17 protein-coding genes are annotated in these 18,886 nt (G+C 63.4%); 10 read left to right on the forward strand and 7 right to left on the reverse strand.

Translation table 11 applies throughout. From position 1 onward, the window contains the following. Positions 1-3 precede the first annotated feature (3 nt). Complete coding sequence (locus HNQ36_RS18465; protein WP_184087385.1) at positions 4-828, reverse strand: helix-turn-helix domain-containing protein; 825 nt, start codon at positions 826-828, stop codon at positions 4-6. Positions 829-1,050: 222 nt separating this feature from the next. Between HNQ36_RS18465 and HNQ36_RS18470 the strand changes: the two genes are divergently transcribed. Further along, positions 1,051-2,340, forward strand: a complete 1,290-nt coding sequence (locus HNQ36_RS18470; RefSeq protein WP_184087387.1) for a flavin-dependent oxidoreductase — start codon at positions 1,051-1,053, stop codon at positions 2,338-2,340. Positions 2,341-2,527: 187 nt separating this feature from the next. On the opposite strand, the gene mutY is transcribed toward HNQ36_RS18470, so the two are convergent. After that, positions 2,528-3,625 carry an A/G-specific adenine glycosylase gene (mutY, locus tag HNQ36_RS18475; protein ID WP_184087389.1) on the reverse strand — a complete coding sequence of 366 codons (1,098 nt, stop codon included), beginning with the start codon at positions 3,623-3,625 and terminating at the stop codon, positions 2,528-2,530. Positions 3,626-3,654: 29 nt separating this feature from the next. Here mutY and HNQ36_RS18480 point away from each other — a divergent pair, with 29 nt between their 5' ends. The 9 genes from HNQ36_RS18480 (at position 3,655) to HNQ36_RS18520 (ending at position 13,784) form a co-directional block, all read left to right on the forward strand. Further along, positions 3,655-4,134 carry a DUF721 domain-containing protein gene (locus HNQ36_RS18480; protein WP_184087391.1) on the forward strand — a complete coding sequence of 160 codons (480 nt, stop codon included), beginning with the start codon at positions 3,655-3,657 and terminating at the stop codon, positions 4,132-4,134. A 116-nt stretch (positions 4,135-4,250) separates the two neighbouring features. Next, positions 4,251-4,907 (forward strand): DsbA family protein, encoded by a 657-nt coding sequence (locus HNQ36_RS18485; protein WP_184087393.1) that lies wholly within the window; start codon positions 4,251-4,253, stop codon positions 4,905-4,907. A 254-nt stretch (positions 4,908-5,161) separates the two neighbouring features. After that, the gene (smc, locus tag HNQ36_RS18490; RefSeq protein WP_184087395.1) at positions 5,162-8,626 is read left to right on the forward strand and encodes a chromosome segregation protein SMC; all 3,465 of its coding nucleotides are present in this window, start codon (positions 5,162-5,164) and stop codon (positions 8,624-8,626) included. Between the two features lie 33 nt (positions 8,627-8,659). Further along, complete coding sequence (locus HNQ36_RS18495; protein ID WP_184087397.1) at positions 8,660-9,649, forward strand: small ribosomal subunit Rsm22 family protein; 990 nt, start codon at positions 8,660-8,662, stop codon at positions 9,647-9,649. Between the two features lie 72 nt (positions 9,650-9,721). Next, complete coding sequence (locus tag HNQ36_RS18500; RefSeq protein WP_184087399.1) at positions 9,722-10,102, forward strand: COG4315 family predicted lipoprotein; 381 nt, start codon at positions 9,722-9,724, stop codon at positions 10,100-10,102. 313 nt (positions 10,103-10,415) lie between these two features. Further along, positions 10,416-10,976, forward strand: coding sequence for a LemA family protein (locus tag HNQ36_RS18505; RefSeq protein WP_184087400.1), 561 nt, complete (start codon positions 10,416-10,418; stop codon positions 10,974-10,976). A 33-nt stretch (positions 10,977-11,009) separates the two neighbouring features. Beyond that, a complete protein-coding gene (locus HNQ36_RS18510; protein ID WP_184087402.1) occupies positions 11,010-12,173 on the forward strand; it encodes a M48 family metallopeptidase in 1,164 nt (387 codons plus the stop codon). A 145-nt stretch (positions 12,174-12,318) separates the two neighbouring features. Further along, positions 12,319-13,086, forward strand: coding sequence for a P-loop NTPase family protein (locus HNQ36_RS18515; RefSeq protein ID WP_184087403.1), 768 nt, complete (start codon positions 12,319-12,321; stop codon positions 13,084-13,086). A gap of 26 nt (positions 13,087-13,112) precedes the next feature. Further along, the gene (locus HNQ36_RS18520) at positions 13,113-13,784 is read left to right on the forward strand and encodes a P-loop NTPase family protein (protein WP_184087404.1); all 672 of its coding nucleotides are present in this window, start codon (positions 13,113-13,115) and stop codon (positions 13,782-13,784) included. Position 13,785: 1 nt separating this feature from the next. Here HNQ36_RS18520 and HNQ36_RS18525 read toward each other — a convergent pair whose 3' ends face one another. The 5 genes from HNQ36_RS18525 to HNQ36_RS18545 all read right to left on the reverse strand — a co-directional run bounded on the left by HNQ36_RS18525 (position 13,786) and on the right by HNQ36_RS18545 (position 18,874). Beyond that, positions 13,786-14,586, reverse strand: a complete 801-nt coding sequence (locus HNQ36_RS18525) for an SDR family NAD(P)-dependent oxidoreductase (RefSeq protein WP_184087405.1) — start codon at positions 14,584-14,586, stop codon at positions 13,786-13,788. Between the two features lie 64 nt (positions 14,587-14,650). Next, positions 14,651-15,190, reverse strand: a complete 540-nt coding sequence (locus HNQ36_RS18530; protein WP_184087406.1) for an adenine phosphoribosyltransferase — start codon at positions 15,188-15,190, stop codon at positions 14,651-14,653. 25 nt (positions 15,191-15,215) lie between these two features. After that, the gene (locus HNQ36_RS18535; protein ID WP_184087407.1) at positions 15,216-17,381 is read right to left on the reverse strand and encodes an anthranilate synthase component I; all 2,166 of its coding nucleotides are present in this window, start codon (positions 17,379-17,381) and stop codon (positions 15,216-15,218) included. A 348-nt stretch (positions 17,382-17,729) separates the two neighbouring features. Continuing rightward, positions 17,730-18,203 carry a GNAT family N-acetyltransferase gene (locus HNQ36_RS18540; RefSeq protein WP_184087408.1) on the reverse strand — a complete coding sequence of 158 codons (474 nt, stop codon included), beginning with the start codon at positions 18,201-18,203 and terminating at the stop codon, positions 17,730-17,732. Continuing rightward, a complete protein-coding gene (locus HNQ36_RS18545; protein ID WP_184087409.1) occupies positions 18,200-18,874 on the reverse strand; it encodes a dienelactone hydrolase family protein in 675 nt (224 codons plus the stop codon). The genes HNQ36_RS18540 and HNQ36_RS18545 overlap by 4 nt, the downstream gene beginning before the upstream one ends. Between the last annotated feature and the right edge of the window lie 12 nt (positions 18,875-18,886).

An 18,886-nucleotide genomic window follows, 5' to 3' on the forward strand; every position in this document is an offset into this window, starting at 1 on the left:
TTGTCAGAGCGCCAGTTCGCGTGCCTTTTCCGCCGTAGCGTCGTCCGCCGGATAGAAACATTCGATCTTCAGTTTTTGCAGCGTCGCATCCGTCGGCATGGCGAACGTCGTAAATGTCGAAAAGAAAGCGAGACGAAAATCGTCTTTCTGAAGCCGCATCGTCATCACCGGCGAGGATCCGGCCACGTGACGCGGCAGCCTCCATTCCGCGGGCAGTCCGGGATAGGCCATGACCTCGGCAAGCAGTTGCGCCGCGATCCCGCCGCCCTGCGCGACCTCGCGATGAAGGATCTGGATCATCTGACCGGCGAACTCGTCCCAGTTCACGATGAACTGCCGCAGGCCTTTCGGGTGAAACACCGTGTGCATGGCATTATCGGCGAACTCCGGCTCCATGTCGTAGGCATCATGGAACGGCTTGAGCAAGCGCCGCGACGCTTCGTTGCGGATACGAACGTCCCAACGTCCATCGATGACGATTCCGGGATACGGCTCCTGCTGCCGAAGAATGAAGTCCAGCGCCTGGCGCACGTGCTGCAAATTGTCCGCCGCCAAGCCGCTGTCGCCATACGGCGGGACAAATCCGGCCGCGACATGCAAGGCGTTGCGCTCTTCCAGCGGAAGATCCAGCGCGGTCCCGAGCAACTGCACCATCTCGCGGCTCGGCTGCGCGCGGCCGGTTTCCAGAAAACACAGGTGCCGTGCCGAGACATTCGCATCGCCCGCCAGTTCGACCTGGGTGAGGCGACGGACGCCGCGCCAATGCTTCAGCAGACTACTGAATGGCCCGATCGCCGTGTCTTGCGAAACTGAATTCTGGGTGCCCATGCAACCGAGCGTAGACTGTCGGATCAGAAGATCAATTACCTTGGACGTAAGTCCGCGACCTGAAAAAGCCGAAAGCGAGCGCGCGCTCCAACGCCACCGCGTCGCTTTTGAAGCCGGATATCTTGAGGCTGCGGAGCCGCGACAAGAGCCCCAAAATGTCCTTTCGCAGTTGCCCCCTCGCCGTTTCCCGTGCCATGACCACGCCAGTTACAGGAGCGTATCATGACGGTTCTTATCGCAGGCGGCGGGATTGGCGGGCTGACGCTCGCGCTCAGTCTTCATCAGATCGGCATTCCGTGCCGCGTGTTTGAAAGCGTGCCGGAACTGAAGCCGCTGGGCGTCGGCATCAACGTGCTGCCGCATGCGGTGCGCGAACTGACCGACCTTGGCCTGCTCGACAAGCTCGATGCCTCGGGCGTCAGGACCAAGGAACTCTCCTACTTTTCCAAACAGGGAAAGCCGATCTGGAGCGAGCCGCGCGGGCTTGAGGCCGGATACAAGTGGCCGCAGATCTCGATCCACCGCGGCGTGCTGCACCAGATCCTGCTCGATACCGTGATCGAACGTCTGGGCGCGGACAACCTGCTCAACAGCCACCATCTGGCGAGTTTCACCGACACGCCGGATGGCGTCTCTGCCCGCTTCATCGACAAAGCGACCGGCGAGGATGCCGGCACTTATAACGGCACGCTGCTGATCGCCGCCGACGGCATTCACTCCGCCGTGCGCGGCAAGCTCTATCCGGACGAAGGGCCGCCGATCTGGAACGGCCGCATCCTCTGGCGCGGCATCACCGAAAGCGAAGCCTTTCTGTCCGGCCGCACCATGATCATGGCCGGCCACGAAAGCCTGAAGTTCGTCTGCTATCCAATTTCGAATACGCCGACGCGAGACGGCAAATTCCGCATCAACTGGATTGCCGAACGCTTCTTTCCGCCGGACCATCAGTGGCGACGCGAGGACTACAACCGCGCCGCGAAGCTCGACGAATTCCTGCCCTGGTTCGAGGACTGGACATTCGACTGGCTCGATGTCCCCGGCCTGATCCGCAACTGCGCGCACGCCTACGAATATCCGCTGGTGGACCGCGACCCGATCGACCGCTGGACCTTCGGCAATGTGACGCTGATGGGCGACGCCGCGCATCCGATGTACCCGATCGGCTCAAACGGCGCCTCGCAGGCCATTCTCGACGCCCGCGTGATCACGCGTGAAATCCTCAATCATGGCGAGACGTCCGAGGCCCTGCAGGCCTATGAAGCCGAACGCCGCCCGGCAACCACCGAACTCGTCAAGCTCAATCGCCGCAACGGGCCCGAGCAGGTGATGCAGCTCGTCGAGGAACGCGCGCCGAACGGATTCAATGTCGTGACCGAGGTGATGTCGCAGCAGGAACTGGAAGACGTCGCCAACACCTACAAGCGCGTCGCAGGCTTCCAGGTCGATGCGCTCAACGCCAAGCCGCCGATCGTGCCCCGGCCTGAGACGTCGATGCTATCGAGCGCTGGATAGCACTCACGGCACTGCCTCTCTTTTCCCTCCCCCTTTGTGGGGAGGGTGGCGCGCAGAGAGCGAAGCGAACGGGCGCGCCGGGTGGGGGAGAAATTAGACCCCCACCCCGGTCTCGCTACGCTCGACCGTCCCTCCCCACAAGGGGGAGGGATTCACATCGCGGCCAATCGTACCAATGCCGCTCTCGCTAATCGCCCAATCCATGCGCGATCACCTTGCGCATCACGTTCGGCAACGCTTCGTCTTTCAAGGTCGCGACAGGCACCCAGCGCATGCCGTCCGGTGCGCGCGTGCGCGCGGCAACGCTTGCGGTGTAGACCACAAGCTCGAGCGGGAAATGCGTGAACACATGCGTCACGACGCCTGCCTTGCGATGCCAGCGTGATGCATTGAGCGCCGGAGCCTGCGCGCGTGCGGCCTTGTCGTCGTGACCGGCAAGCCATTCGGAATTCGGCACTTCCGTCATGCCGCCGAGCAATCCCTTTTCACCACGCGTGCGAACCAGCAGTTCATCGCCGCGCGTGACAACGAACGCAGCACCTCGCCGCAGCGCACCGGTCTTCTTCGGCGCCTTGCGCGGAAACGTCTCCTGATCGCCCCGTATACGCGCAGCGCAATTGTCGTTGAGCGGACAGAGCGCGCAGGCGGGTTTCTTCGGCGTGCAGATCGTGGCCCCGAGATCCATCAGCGCCTGTGCGCTGTCGCCCGCGCGTGACTCCCAGAGCAGCGTCGCCGCCAGTTGCTGGATCTGCGGCTTGGATTTTGGCAGCGGCTCTTCCACCGCGAACAGCCGCGACACCACGCGCTCGATATTGCCGTCCACCGGCATGGTCTGCCGGCTAAATGCAATCGCCGCGATGGCCGCAGCCGTGTAAGGGCCGACGCCCGGCAGCGTCCGCAGACCTTCTTCGGTGTCGGGAAAAGCACCGTCGTGCTCGCGCAGCACAGTGACGGCGCAGGCGTGAAGGTTGCGCGCACGGGAATAGTAACCGAGCCCCGCCCACATGCGCAGCACGTCATCGAGCGAGGCAGCGCCGAGCGCCGCCACCGTCGGCCAGCGCGCGGTAAACTTCTCGAAATAAGGCCCGACCGCTTTCACGGTCGTTTGTTGCAACATGATTTCCGACAGCCATACCCGGTAAGGGTCGCTCGTGCGGCCCGGCAGCGCGCGCCACGGCAATTGTCGCCGATGGCGGTCGTACCAAGCGAGCAGCAGCGCCGGGCGATCCGCTTCAACGTTGTCCGGAGATTTCTTTCGCCGCGCGGCTGCGCCTGATAAGGTCATGGGACACTATGTACCGACGTCAGCCACCCATGAACAAGCCCGGTCCCCTCACCGCGAAGCCGTTATCCGCACTGCTCGGCAGTGCGATCAACGACGTCTTCGCCAAGCAGGGCTTTGCCTCGCGCGAACTGGTGACGCGATGGGCAGAGATCGCGGGGCCGAACGTCGCGGCCCATTCGGAACCGCTGAAAATCCAGTGGCCCCGTCCGGTCGAGAACCAGATCCCCGAACCGGCGACATTGATATTGCGGGTCGAGGGCCCGATGGCGCTGGAAATCCAGCACACCTCGGATGTCATTCTGGAGCGGGTCAACCGCTTCCTCGGCTGGAACGCGGTCGGGCGGATCGCGCTGCGTCAGGCGCCGCTGTCACGCAAACCTGCGCGAAAAGCCCGAAAAGTGCCGGATGCGGCAGCCGTCGCGAAAGTTGCGGCCTCGCTCGGCACCGTTGAAGATGACGATTTGCGTGCGGCGCTGGCGCGGCTCGGCGCCTCGATCAAGCGAAATTGAGCCTCCGGAAGGCGCGCGGCAGCGGCCCGGCATTGCCACAATTGTCGTTTCAAGCTAGCGAAACATCCCTCATCAGGCGTGACGACGCCGTTCGCACGTATTTTCGGAGCAGACCGTTGAACATCACGCGCCGCACCTTTACCGCCGCCCTGTCCCTCACCGGCTTCGCCGCAGCACTCGGCCTTTCGCCCTGGCAGCTTGTCAGCCAGGCGAATGCGCAGACCGCCGCCGAAATCAATCAAGCCGGCGAGCTCGGCGACATGGCGATGGGATCGAAAGACGCACCGGTCACCATCATCGAATACGCCTCGATGACCTGCCCGCACTGCGCGTCGTTCACCAAGGACGTGTTCCCCCAGATCAAGACCAACTACATCGACACCGGCAAGGTGCGCTTCATCTTCCGCGAGTTCCCGCTCGATCAGGTGGCGCTGGCCGCCTCGGCGCTCGCACGCTGCGTCGCCAAGGACGATGCGCCGAAATATTTCGCGATCATCGACATCCTGTTCAAGCAGCAGAACGATCTGGCCTCGGACGCGCTCGGCACCATCAACCGCGTCGGCAAGCAGGCCGGCTTCAGCGAGCAGATGATCAAGGACTGCGTGCAGAATGATCCGAAAATCCAGAAGGGCATTCTGGACGTGCGCGAGCACGCCTACAGCAAGCTCAAGGTCAACTCGACGCCGTTCTTCTTCGTCAATGGAACCGTCGTGAAGGGCGATATCTCATTCGACGCCTTCGAAAAGCTGATCAAGCCACTGCTCAAGAGCTAAGGCGTTCCGGGCGGAACCGACCCGGTTCCCGGGAACATCCGCCCCAAAACACACTGAAATCCCTCGGAAATCCCTGTAAATCCCTTGGGAAAAGCCTCCTGCGCAGGTTGCCCTGCGCGGTCTGCCTCGCCATTGTGCGGACAGTTCGAGGCGCATTCCGCGACTCAGTTATACTGGCATAGGCCTGCTATGACCTTGCCCCGGCTGGAAAATTCCGACTTCGAGAATTCCCCGGCCAACAGAGTGTCGATTGCATGAAACTCACGCGTCTTCGTCTTCACGGGTTCAAGTCCTTCGTTGAACCGACCGACTTTCTGATCGAACCCGGCCTCACCGGCGTTGTCGGTCCGAACGGCTGCGGCAAATCGAACCTGGTGGAAGCGCTGCGCTGGGCGATGGGCGAAACCTCGCACAAGTCGCTGCGCGCCGCGGACATGGACGCCGTGATCTTCGCGGGCTCCGGCAACCGCCCTGCGCGCAATCACGCCGAAGTCGCGATGACCATCGACAACTCCGATCGCTCGGCGCCGTCCGCGATGAACGATCAGGAAGTGCTGGAAATTTCCCGGCGCATCGAGCGCGAAGCAGGTTCGGTCTATCGCATCAATGGCCGCGACGTGCGCGCGCGCGACGTGCAGATCCTGTTTGCTGACGCAGCCACCGGCGCGCGCTCACCCGCTCTCGTCCACCAGGGCAAGATCGGCGAGATCATTCAGGCGCGCCCCGACCAGCGCCGCCGCGTGCTGGAAGACGCCGCCGGTGTCGCCGGTTTGCATGCACGCCGTCATGAAGCCGAACTGCGCCTCAAGGCGGCCGAGACCAACCTCACCCGCGTCGAGGACGTTATCGGTCAGCTTGCAAGCCAGATCGAAGGCCTGAAAAAGCAGGCGCGTCAGGCGATCCGTTATCGCGAAGTCGCCGCCAAGGTCCGCAAGGCCGAAGCGCTGCTGTTTCACCTGCGCTGGCTGCAGGCCAATACCGACGTCGCCGAAGCAGGCCAGACCCACGACCTGAATGTCCGCGAGCAGGCCGAACGCACCCTTCAGCAGGCGGAAGCCGCACGCATCCAGGCGATCCGCGCTTCCGAGCTTCCGGGCCTGCGCGAGAACGAAGCGCGCGCCGCAGCCGGCTTGCAGCGCCTGACCAACGCCCGCGAAATGCTCGACCGCGAGGAAGCGCGCGCCAGGGAGCGCGTCATCGAGCTCGACCGGCGCTTGACGCAGTTCGCCGCCGACATCGAGCGCGAGCAGCGCCAGCTGTCCGATGCCGACGTCGCACTGGCGCGGCTGGAGGCCGAGGACAACGACCTCAAGGACGAGATCAAGTCGCGCGTCGACAAGCGCAGCGGAGCCGATGAGCGTGTGGCGGAAGCCGAGGCCACGTTGGCCGCGGCGGAGCGGACCTTCTCCGAACTGACCACCGCGCTCGCCGACCTCACCGCCAAGCGCAACCAGTTCGAAGCCAATGTCCGCACCCATCGTGATCGCCTTGCGCGGCTCGATCAGGACATCGTCAGTGTCGAGGGCGAAGTCGAGAAGCTCGCCGCCGAGACTGGCGGACTTGGCGATCTCGATACGCTTGTCGCTGCGATGGAGGCGGCAGCGGAAGCCTTGATGATCTCCGAAGCCACGACCCAGGCCAGCGAGGCCGCGCATGTGAATGCCCGCGCCACGCTTGAGGCCTCGCGTGCGCCGCTTGCCGACGCCGAAAAGCGCGTGCAGCGGCTGGAGACCGAAGCCAAGACGATTTCCAAGATCGTCAACGGCGAAACCAAGAACCTGTGGCCGCCGATCATCGACGGCGTCAACGTCGCCAAGGGTTTCGAAAAGGCGCTGGGCGCCGCATTGGGTGACGATCTCGACGCACCGGTCGATCCGACCGCGCCGATGCGCTGGTCCAACCTCGGCGTGGTCGACGGCGATCCGTCGCTGCCTGAGGGCATCGAAGCGCTTGCAGCCCATGTCACCGCTCCGCCGGAACTGGCGCGGCGTCTGGCGCAGATCGGCGTCGTCAGCCGCGAGCGCGGTGCGCAGCTTGCCTCGCAACTGAAGACCGGCCAGCGGCTGGTCTCGCGCGAAGGCGACCTGTGGCGCTGGGACGGTTTCGTCGCGGCAGCGCATGCCCCGACCGGCGCAGCACGGCGGCTGGCCGAGCGCGCCCGCCTCATCGACATCGAATCCGAACTTGAGCAGGCGCGCGCCGATGCCGTCGCAAAGCGCCGGGCGCTGGACAACGCCGACGCCGAACTCAAGGCCGCGTCCGCCGCCGAGAGCGCCGCACGTGAAGCCGCACGCTCCGCCCAGCGCGAAGCCAATGCCGCGCGCGAGCAGCATGCCAACGCCGAACGCGAGATCAATCGCCACGCCTCGCGCCGTTCCGCGCTGGACGAGCGCCGAACCCGCCTTGCCGCGGATCGCACTGAGGCCCACGACGCGCACGAAGCCGCCGTCGGCGTTTTGAGCGAATTGCCGTCTAGCGCCGAGAACGAGGAAAAGCTCGCCACCGTGCGCGCCGATATGGACGGTCACCGCCGTCTCGCGGCGCAGGTCCGCGCCGAGGCGCAGGCGCTGGCGCGCGAAGCCGAACTCGCCGACCGGCGCGTGCAGGCGATTATCGCCGAGCGCAACGAATGGCAGAACCGCAAGGAAAACGCCGCGTCGCAGATTGCGACGGTTGAGACCCGCATCGTCGAGGTCAAGACCGAGCGTGCTGAGCTTGAAAACGCGCCGGAGGTATTCGCCGAGAAGCGCAGCGCGCTGATCAGCGAAATCGAATACGCCGAAGCCGACCGCCGCACTGCCGCCGATGCGTTGGCCTCTGCCGAAACCGCGATGGCGGAAACCGATCGCGTCGCCCGCGCCTCGCTCGATGCGCTGTCCGCTTCGCGTGAAGCCTGCGCCCGCTCCGAAGAGCGGATGGAAGGGACGCGCCGCCGGCTCGACGACATCGAGCGCGAAATCCGCGACATGCTCGAAGTCGAGCCGCAGGGTGTCTCCGCGCTGGCCGAAATCACGCCGGAGACCGAGCTTCCGGCCGTGACCGACATCGAAACCGATCTCGAAAAGCTCCGCCGCGACCGCGAGCGTCTTGGCGCTGTTAACCTGCGCGCCGAGGAAGAGCTGCGCGAGGTCGAGGCCCAGCACCTGACCCTCACCACCGAGCGCGACGATCTGGTAGAAGCGATCAAGAAGCTGCGCACCGGCATCCAGAGCCTCAACAAGGAAGCGCGCGAACGCCTGCTGACCTCGTTCGAGACGGTCAACACCCACTTCAAGCGGCTGTTCTCCGAGCTGTTCGGCGGCGGCCAGGCCGAACTGACCCTGATCGAGAGCGACGATCCGCTCGAGGCCGGTCTGGAAATCATCGCCAAGCCACCCGGCAAGAAGCCGCAGACCCTGTCACTGCTCTCCGGCGGCGAGCAGGCGCTGACCGCGCTGGCGCTGATCTTCGCAGTGTTCCTCACCAATCCTTCGCCGATCTGCGTACTGGACGAAGTCGACGCGCCGCTGGACGACCACAACGTCGAGCGGTTCTGCAACCTGCTGCATGAGATGACCTCATCCACCGAGACGCGCTTCATCATCATCACCCACAACCCGATCACCATGGCGCGCATGAACCGGCTGTTCGGCGTCACCATGGCTGAGCGTGGCGTGTCGCAGCTGGTGTCGGTCGATCTCGACGGTGCGATGAAGGTTCTCGACCAGAACGTGGCATAATAAGCCTCAGGCCGGACCCGCCTGAGGACTCTCATGACACCTGATCTCCCCGCCGAACTGAAAGCCGCGCTTGCCCGCAAGGTCGAGGGCCTGTCGCGCAACGACGCCGCGCAGCGCGCGGACACTATCTCACGCACCTATCGCGACGGCGGCGGCTCCGGCGGTATCCGGACCGGTACGGACGCGCTCGCCTATGCGCTCGCGCGGATGCCGGCGACCTATGCGGCGGTCACCGCGAGCCTCAATGCTCTGACGGAGGTCAATCCGGATTTCGCTCCACGTAGCCTGCTCGATATCGGCGCAGGACCAGGCACCGCGACATGGGCTGCGAGCGAAGCCTTTGCGTCCATAGACGCCTTCACCCTGCTGGACGCCAATACGGCGCTACGCGATCTTGCCACCGAGCTTGCGCAGTCGCACTCGCGGTTCAACACGATGCGCTACGAGTCCGGAGACGCGCGCAAAGCGCTTGCAGAAGCTCCCGAGGCGGACTTCGTCGTCGCAAGCTATGTCATCAACGAGTTGGGCGCGAACGAACGCGCAGCATTGGCCGACGCCATGTGGGCGAAAACAAGCGACACGCTGCTGGTCGTCGAACCCGGCACACCGGCAGGCTATGCGCGCATCATCGATCTGCGCACGCGGCTGATCGCCAGGGGCGCGCATGTGATCGCTCCCTGCCCGCACGATGCAGCATGTCCGCTGACCAAACCCGACTGGTGTCATTTCACGCAACGGCTGCAACGATCTCGCGCGCATAAACACCTCAAAGCGGCGGACCTTCCCTACGAGGATGAAAAATTCAGCTACGTCGTTCTGTCACGCGCGCCGCCCGCGCACAGGCCCTCGCGCGTGCTGGCCCAGCCGCAGGTGACCAAGATCGCGGTGACCGCAAAAATTTGCGCAGCCGATGGAATAGAAACCGCGAGCGTCCCGCATCGGGACAAGGCTGCGTACAAGCGCGCGAAGAAATGGGATTGGGGCGACGCAGTTTTTCCCGCTGAGAATGCTGGGCCGGAATAATTTCGCCATGCCGGAGTTTGTCCTGATGACGCGTTCGCGTCCGACGCAAAATTCATCAGGAGTAAAACTGCGATGTCCAAAACATTCGCCGCGATTGCGGCTGCGACTCTCATGCTCGCGTCAACCGGTGCCTTCGCGCAGGCGGCGAAAGTCGCTGACACTCCGGCTGGCAAGACCTATGTCGATGCCAAGGGCATGACGCTCTATACATTCGACAAGGACGCTGGCGGCAAATCGGCCTGCAACGGCCCCTGCGCCACCAACTGGCCGCCGCTGATGGCCGCCGCAGACGCCAAGGCCTCGGGCGACTGGACCATCGTCACCCGCGACGACGGCAGCAAGATGTGGGCCTACAAGGGCAAGCCGCTTTACACGTTCGCGAAGGACACCAAGCCCGGCGATACCACCGGCGACGGTTTCCTCAACGGCGCATGGCACATGGCCAAGCCCTGATCGGCTGAAAGGCCAGAACGCCCATCAGAAAAGAGCGTCATGGCCGGGCTTGTCCCGGCCATCTACGTCTTGAACCTCCCAAAGAAAGACGTGGATGCCCGCGACATAGGCGAGCGGAAGCGACGCCGTTCTTTCGAACGACTATGCGCGGACATGACGAACGAGAGATCGAGACTGTTAAATTGTCTGCAGGGCCTTGAACCATCGCTCCTTGAAGGCGACCAATGAGAACCACTCCGCCGTGCGGCCCCTGCCGCACGGGCGGTTTTTGGTTTAGGGTGCGCCATTCGTTGTCCTCAAGGAGTTTTCCCTCATGTCGTCCGGCTGGATTTTACTCGGTGTCATCGTCGTCATCGCGCTGTTCGTGTTCGGCGCCTACAACCGGCTGGTCGCGCTGGCGCAGCGCGTCAGCCAAGCGTTCGCCGACATCGACGTGCAGCTCAAGCTGCGCCACGACCTGATTCCCAACCTGGTCGAGACGGTCAAAGGCTACGCCACCCACGAACGCGGCACGCTGGAGGACGTTATCAAGGCCCGCAACGCGGCCATGTCCGCGCAGGGACCGGCGCAGGTATCGGCAGCGGAAGGCCAGCTCGGTGCGGCGCTGGGCCGGCTGATCGCGCTCTCAGAGGCCTATCCGGACCTCAAGGCCAACGCCAACTTCCAGCAGTTGCAGTCCGAGCTGTCCGATATCGAAAACAAGATCGCCGCCAGCCGCCGCTTCTTCAACAATGCGGTTCAGGAATACAATACCGGCATCCAGCAATTGCCGGCAGCCCTGTTCGCGGGTGCGCTCGGCTTCACCAAAAAGGACTTCTTCGACCTCGGCGAGCAGCGCGGTCAACTCGAGCAGGCGCCATCGGTCAAGTTCTGATCGCCTGATCCCGGAAACGACGAGCAGCGCATCATGGCCGCGTACGGTCTCTACACGCACATCGCGTCGAACAAGTTTCGTTCGATGCTGCTGCTCGGCGGCCTTTTCCTGCTCGTCTATGTGATGGTGTTCGCCGGTGCGCTGCTGGCGGAAGTCGCACTCAACAGCAACCGTCCGTTCGACGCCTATATCACCCTCGCCGGGCGCGACCTGATCAAGGCGTTCCCCTTCGCCACCATCGGCGCCGCGGTCTGGATCGTGATCGCCTACTTTTTTCACCAGAACATCATCGATGCGGTCACCGGCGGGCATGACGTCACGCGGCAGGAACAGCCGCGACTTTATAACCTGCTCGAAAACCTCTGCATCTCGCGCGGCATTCCGATGCCGAAGCTCAAGATCGTCGACAGCCCCGCGCTCAACGCCTTCGCCACCGGTCTCAACCGCAGCCAGTATGCGATCAGCGTCACCACGGGCCTGATGAAGGCGCTCAGCGACCGGGAAATGGAAGCCGTCCTCGGCCACGAGTTGACGCATATCCGCAACGGCGACGTGCAGTTGCTGGTGATCGCGGTCGTCATCGCCGGCGTGATCGGTTTTTTCGCGGAACTGTTTTTCCGCATCTTCTTCAACTCCAACTGGAGCCTCGGCGGCGGTGGACGGTCCTCCTCGTCATCGTCGGACGGTGACAAGAAGGGCGGTGGTGCCTTCGCCATCGTGCTGCTGGCGATTGCCCTGATCGGCGTCGCCTGGGGCCTGTCGCTGGTGGTGCGCTTTGCCCTGTCGCGTTCGCGCGAGCTGCTGGCGGATGCGGGTTCCGTCGAACTCACCAAGGACCCGGACGCCATGATCTCGGCGCTGCGCAAGATCGAGGGCCGCGGCGAACTGCTAGGTGCGACCTCCGCCGTGATGGAAATGTGCATCGACAATCCGCGCGAGGGCTTTGCCGACCTGTTCGCGACCCACCCCTCGGTCGATTCGCGGGTCAAGGCATTGGTGAAGTACGCGGGCGGCCACGATCCCGGCCCGATGCCGCTGCCGCTGCCGGGCGGCGACGCCGAAACCGGCCAGGACGCGCCCCAATCCGGCGAGCCCTCGCCCGAAGCGCGGCCGGAGCCTCCACATACCGGACCATGGGGCAGTTCCCCGCAGTCGACGCCGGCAGGCTCGATTCTCGGTCCATGGGGCCGCCGATGACCCTTCGGCATTAACGAAGCCGTTGTTTATTAAGCATAACAGCGTCGTCAAGAATTGAATTATCCCTCGATTCTGCCATGTTCCGGCAGAAAGCAGGCTAAGCTCCCGTCGTCAGGCGGACGTGTTTAGCGCGTAAAGGGGTCTTATGGCGAAACCGGCAGTGATCGTAGTGGGCGCAGACAAGGGTGGGGTCGGCAAGACCACCGTTTCGCGCACCGTTCTCGACTATTTCAGCGCAAACAACATCCCAACCCGTGCCTTCGATACCGAATCGCCGCGCGGCACGCTGATGCGTTTTCATCCCGACATCACCGAGATCGTCGACGTTACCTCGACGTCCGATCAGATGAAGATCTTCGATACGCTGAATTCGTCGGGCACCAGTGTGACCGTTATCGACGTTCGCGCAGGACTGTTGTCCCCCACCCTCGCGGCGCTTCGCGACATCGGCTTTCTCGATGCCGCCCGCTCCGGCCAGATCACCTTCGCCGTGTTCCACATCCTCGGCCCGTCGATTGCCTCGCTCGATGAGATCGCCGAGACCGCGAACTTCATGGACGGCGCGAAGTACTTCCTGGTGAAGAACTTCATCAACAACACCAGCTTCTTCGAGTGGGATCAGGCGACCTACAATTCCTATTTCCACCGCATCAAGAACGCGACCGAGATCACGATTCCGAAGCTGAACGAAATGGCCTACGAGCAGGTCGAAGTCGCCTCGGTGCCATTCCTCAAATTCGTGGCCAACAAGGGGACGAAGGACGAGGCCGCGAACTACTCGTTCGTGCTGCGCGGCTATGTCCGCCACTGGCTGGGCAATGTCTGGGGCGAATTCGACCGCATCAAGCTGACCGAGATCGTCGGCTCCAAGGACAAGTCCAATACGTCGCGCGCACCGACAAGCGAGATCTGATCGTCTGACCGCCGGACATCGCGCCGATGCGCCGCACGCCTGTCTATATCGTCTGCTCGCCCCGCCCCGCGGTGGGCAAGACCCTGATCGCGCGGGCATTGACCGAATTCCTCGTGCTTCAGCGCGGCGCGGTGACCGCTTTCGACATCAACCTGCGCGAGCCGTCGCTGCTGAACTATCTCCCCGGCGTGACCGAGACCGCGCTGATCAGCGATACCTTCGGGCAGATGGCGCTGATGGACCGTCTCATCGTCAATGACGGCGTGCCCAAGGTCATCGACCTCGGCTTTCACGCCTTCGACGATTTTTTCAAGCTCATCGCGGAAATCGGCTTCATGAAGGAAGCGGACCGGCGCGGCGTCGATCCGATCGTTCTGTTCATTCCCGATCGCGACCGGGCCTCCATCATGGCGTGGGCGATGCTGCGCGAGACGTTTCCGAACGCCGCTATCGTGCCGGTCGAGAACGAACACGTGTTGTGGGGACCGTTACCGCGAGAATTCGCCCGCGTGCGGCCGTTCAAGGTCGCGGCGCTGCCCGCATTCCTGAAATCAATTATCGGGCGGCTGAACTTCTCGTTCTCGCACTACCTGCGCACCAACAAGGATCAGTCGTCGGAACTGCATCAATGGGTGCGCACCAACTACACGCGCTTCCGCGAGCTGGAGCTGAACCTGATCCTGCACAAGCTGGGATGATTCAGTAGTAGATGCTTCCCGGCGCGCCGCCGCCCGCCGCAATCGCATCGCCGTTGATGGCGATCGACTTTGGCGACGCCAGAAATGCGACGATATGGCCGATCTCCTCGGCCGTGACGAGACGGCGGATGGTATTGAGATCGTTCATCGCCTTCTCGACTTCGGCTTCCGTCTTCTTCGTGAGCCCAGCGCGCCACGCGATCACCCCCGGCGTTTTCTCGGTCCGGGTCAGGCCGGGATGCACACAGGTCACGTTGATGCCGCGCGGCCCCAGTTCATCTGCAAGATTCTTGGTGAGCGCAGCCACGCCGACATTGCGGATGCTGCCGATGGTGGTGCCGGTCTGACGCGCGCCAAGCCCGCTGATATTGATGATGCGGCCCCAGCCCTGCTCCGTCATCAGCGGCGCGACCTCGCGCGCCATGCGCAGATAGCCCATGACCTTGACGTTGACGTCGCTCCAGAACATCTCGTCGGTGATCTCGCTCAGCGACGGCGGCTTGGCCTGCCCGCTCGGCTGCGCCGCGCTGTTGACCAGCACATCGATCCGGCCGAAGTCCGAACGGATCGCAGCGACTGCGGCGCGAACCGCCTCGTCCTTGCCGGTATCCGCTGCATAGGCGCGAACGGTGCGGCTCGTTTCACTTGAAATTTCCGAGGCCGTCGCCTTCGCCGCCTCAAGATCGCGGCCGACGATCACGACGTCCATGCCCTCGCCGGCAAGCGAGCGCGCAATCGCCTTGCCTATGCCGCGCGTGCCGCCGGTGACGATTGCGATTTTACCCGTGAGCTGAAGATCCATCTGCCGCCCGTTATGTTTGAGAGCATTGTCTGACGGCTACCCGTTTCACTTCATCGAAACGCCCTCAGTCGCCGTCAAATGTCATCAGCGTTCGCACCGGCACATCCATCGCGCGCAGCTTGGCCGCGCCGCCGAGTCCCGGAAGGTCGATGATAAAGCACGCTGCAACCACCTGGGCACCGATCTGGCGCAGCAGCTTCACCGCGCCCTCTGCCGTTCCGCCGGTCGCGATCAGGTCGTCGATCAGGATGACACGTTCGCCGGGCATGATAGCGTCGGCATGCATTTCCATCTCATCCAGGCCATATTCCAGCGAGTAGGCAATTCGCACCGTCGTATGCGGCAGCTTGCCCTTCTTGCGGATCGGCACGAAGCCCGCCGAGACCTGATGCGCCACCGCGCCGCCAAGAATGAAGCCGCGCGCTTCCATGCCGGCGACCTTGTCGATCTTCGACCCGGCCCAGGGCTGCACCAGTTCATCGACCGCGCGGCGAAAGGCCCAGGCATTGCCCAGCAGCGTGGTGATGTCGCGGAAAACAATGCCGGGCTTTGGGTAGTCCGGAATGGCGCGGACGGTGGCTTTCAAATCGTCTTCGAGAGTCATGTGGCGTCTTTCAAAACACGAATGTTCAGGCGTTTCCGGACCGGCCGAGCCTGAATGCGTTTTCCACGATCCGTAGTCCGACATTGCCTTCCAGCGACATCAGCGACTCGGGATGAAACTGAACGCCACCGACCGGCAACGTCTTGTGCTCGATCGCCATGGCGATGCCGTCTTCTGTGCTGGCCGTCACCTCCAGCACGTCGGGCATGCCCTCGCGCTCGACATAGAGCGAGTGGTAGCGGCCGATCACGACCTCGTTCGGAAGGTTGCCCATTAGCGTGCCGCCGCGCACCTGAACGCGCGAGGGGCGGCCGTGTGCCGGCGTGGACAATTGCCCGAGCTTGCCGCCGAAATATTCGCCGATGGCCTGCACGCCGAGGCAGACGCCAAACACCGGCAGCTTTTTCTCAAGCGCCGCGCCGATGAACTTCGAGATACCGAAATCCTCTGGGCGGCCGGGACCGGGCGACAGCACCAGAAGGTCGTAGTTTTCCTTCTTCAGCATGTCGAGCGCATGATTGTGCCGCGTGACGCTGACGGTCGCGCCGACTTGACGGAAGTAATCCGCCAGCATGTGCACGAATGAGTCTTCGTGATCAATCAGAAGCACCCTCTTGCCGGAGCCAGTGGCGTCCGGCGCGAACGCCGACAACGGCTTCGCCGGATCGCCGCGTAGTGCCTGAAACAGCGCCGCGGCCTTGGTCTGGCATTCCTTCTCTTCAGCGACGGGATCGCTGTCGAACAGCAGCGTCGCGCCGACGCGCACTTCGGCCAAACCGTCCTTCATGCGGATGGTACGGATGGTCAGGCCCGTATTGATGCTGCCGTCGAAGCCAAGAAAGCCGAGCGCGCCGGCATACCAGCGCCGCGATGAGCGCTCATGGTCCTCGACGAACTGCATCGCCCACAACTTCGGCGCACCGGTCACGGTGACCGCCCAGGCGTGGGTCAGGAAGCCGTCCAGCGCGTCGAAGCCCGGACGCAGCATGCCTTCGACATGATCGACGGTGTGGAACAGCTTCGAATAGGTCTCGATCTGCCGCCGCGCCAGAACCTTGATCGTGCCCGGCTCACAAACGCGCGCCTTGTCGTTGCGGTCGACGTCGGTGCACATGTTGAGTTCGAATTCGTCTTTCTGCGAATTCAACAACTCCTGAATCTGCTTGGCGTCGCTGATGGCGTCGACGCCCCGCGCGATAGTGCCGGAGATCGGACAGGTCTCGATCCGCTTGCCGTCGGAGCGGACGAACATTTCCGGCGACGCCGCCACCAGAAATTCGCCGTCGCCGAGATTGATCAGGGCGCCATAAGGCGATGGATTGATCTTGCACAGGCGCTGGAACACTTCGGCGGGCGTGCGCTCGCACGGTTCGGCGAACAATTGCCCCGGCACCGCCTCGAACAGATCGCCGCGTGCAAATGCCTGACGCGCCGTCTCGACGGTCGCCTGATAGACGCCCGGCGCATGATCGGCGAAGCCTTCGCGCTTGGTCTTGGCGTAAACGCTCTGCGGCGTTTCGCGGTCGAGCCCCTTGGTGGACTGGCCGTTAAAGGCGAATTCGTAGCTCAGAATGACGCCGCGCCCGGTGGCGCGGTCATAGGCCAGAATGCGGTCGGGAATGTAGAGAACGATGTCGCGCTGGTCTTTTTCGCGCGTACGTTTCTGCACGAGATCTTCAAACTGGAACACCAGATCGTATGCGAAAGCACCGAACAGCCCGAGCAACCCGTCGCTCGGAGAATTGAATGCCGCGATAATGTCGCGCACCAGCGACACCACCGACGAACGCCGCGTGCGCTGGTCCTCGTCCACCGGCGCGTCGCCGCGCACGATGTGACCCGCAATGCGCGTCGCGCTCTTTTCGGTGATGACGGCGCAGGGCTCTTTCAAAGTCTCGGCGAGGAAGGCCACCAGCACCTTGCCGCGTGCGTTCAGCGCCTCAATGAAGAAATCCGTGCCGGTGGATTCCAGCCGCAGCGGCGGATCGGAAAAGCCGAGGTCGAAACTCTCGTAGCGGCCCGGCACCGTGGTGCCCGACGACAGCACCACGCCGCGGCGGGTATCGAGCCGCTCGATCAGCAGGTCGAGCGCCGTGCCGCCGGTGAAATGCTCGACGGAACGGGCCACATCGAGGCCGCGGGCGGTCCGGTATTCGCTCTGCGCGGGAAGCGCGAAAACTGTCCTGTTCATCTGGTCCTCTTACGAGACTTGCTGGAGGAACGCCACACAGGACAAACGAAAAAAGGCCGTCGCTCTGCGATGACGGCCTCGACGATTGTTCATGAAATAAATCGCACCGGCCACCTTTAGAAGGTGCGCCACCAGAGACGGGTCGGGTTGGACAGGGTGCTCATGGCAGGCAAAACATCATTGCCGGGGGGCGATGTCAAGGGGAGCAAACGCAGGGTCCCTCCACGCGTCGTCCCCGCGCAGGCGGGGACCCATAACCACCATATCTGTTTCAGAAACGGACGTTTGGGACCCGCTACTGAATCCAGGGAGTATGGGTCCCCGCCTTCGCGGGGACGACATCTTGGATTATCTCTGACCATCCGCAACTCGGACGAACACGGTGAGACGACGCTCCCCCACGCTCTCCTCGATCGGCACCCAGCCCTGCCGGGTGTAGAACCGCCGCCTCTCCTTCTGAGCGCAGAGATAAACCCGCCGAAAACTGAGCGCGAAAGCATCGCTGACCGCGCGTCCGACCAGTTCCGTGCCGATCTCCTGCATCCGGTATTTTGGGTCGACCCAGACCGCCGCCACCCAGGGGGAATATTGCGGGCGATCCTCGAGATCGGAGGCGATGACCGACGCCGTGCCTAGAAAGGTATCGCCCCGATGCGCCACCAGCGCAAACGGGATTGGCGACGGCGTCATATTTTCCTGCAAGCGCCCGGCGATGTAATCGGCCGGGACGCCTTGCTCCTTCCACCATGCCCGCCAGATGCGGTCAGCAGCCGCGTCGAAAAACGCGGGCTGCTGGCGCAGGTCGGAGATGGTGAAGCTCACCCCAGATGCTTTTTGAAGAATTCGGTCGCACGGCCCCAGGCCAGTTCGGCGGCCTCGCGGTCATGCACCGACATCCGCTGCTCGTTGACAAAGGCGTGGTCGGCCTCATAGCGGAAGAACTCGCAAGTCTTTCCGGCTGCCTTCAGACCCTTCTCGAACGCATCGACCACCTGCGGCGTGCACCAGTCATCGCGGTTGGCGAAATGGCCCTGCAGCGGAATCTTGACGTCGGCTGGCTTCGCCGCCTGCTCCGGGGGAATGCCGTAGAACGCGACGCCTGCTGCCAGTTCGGGAATGCGGGTTGAGCCGATCACCGTCACCGCACCACCGAGACAAAAACCGGTGAGGCCGACCTTGGCGCCGTTGCGCGCGAGATACTGCGCCGCGCCGCGCACGGTCTGCGTCGTGGCGTCCATGAAATCGAGCGAGTTCATCTCTTTGTTGGCGGCGTCGGTGTCGTGATACGGCACCACCACGCCGTTGTAGAGATCCGGCGCCAGCGCATCAAACCCGGCCACGGCGAAGCGATCGCACAGGCCCTTGATCTGGTCCTGCAGACCCCACCATTCCTGAATGACGACGACGCCCGGCGCGTTGCCGCGCGCGGCGTTGGCGAGATAACCCTTGGCTTCCTTGCCGTCGGGGCGTTTGAAAGTGATGCTCGTGCCCATGATGTCCTCCGA

It is taken from the genome of Afipia massiliensis, from assembly GCF_014203115.1.
GTDB lineage: Bacteria > Pseudomonadota > Alphaproteobacteria > Rhizobiales > Xanthobacteraceae > Afipia > Afipia massiliensis.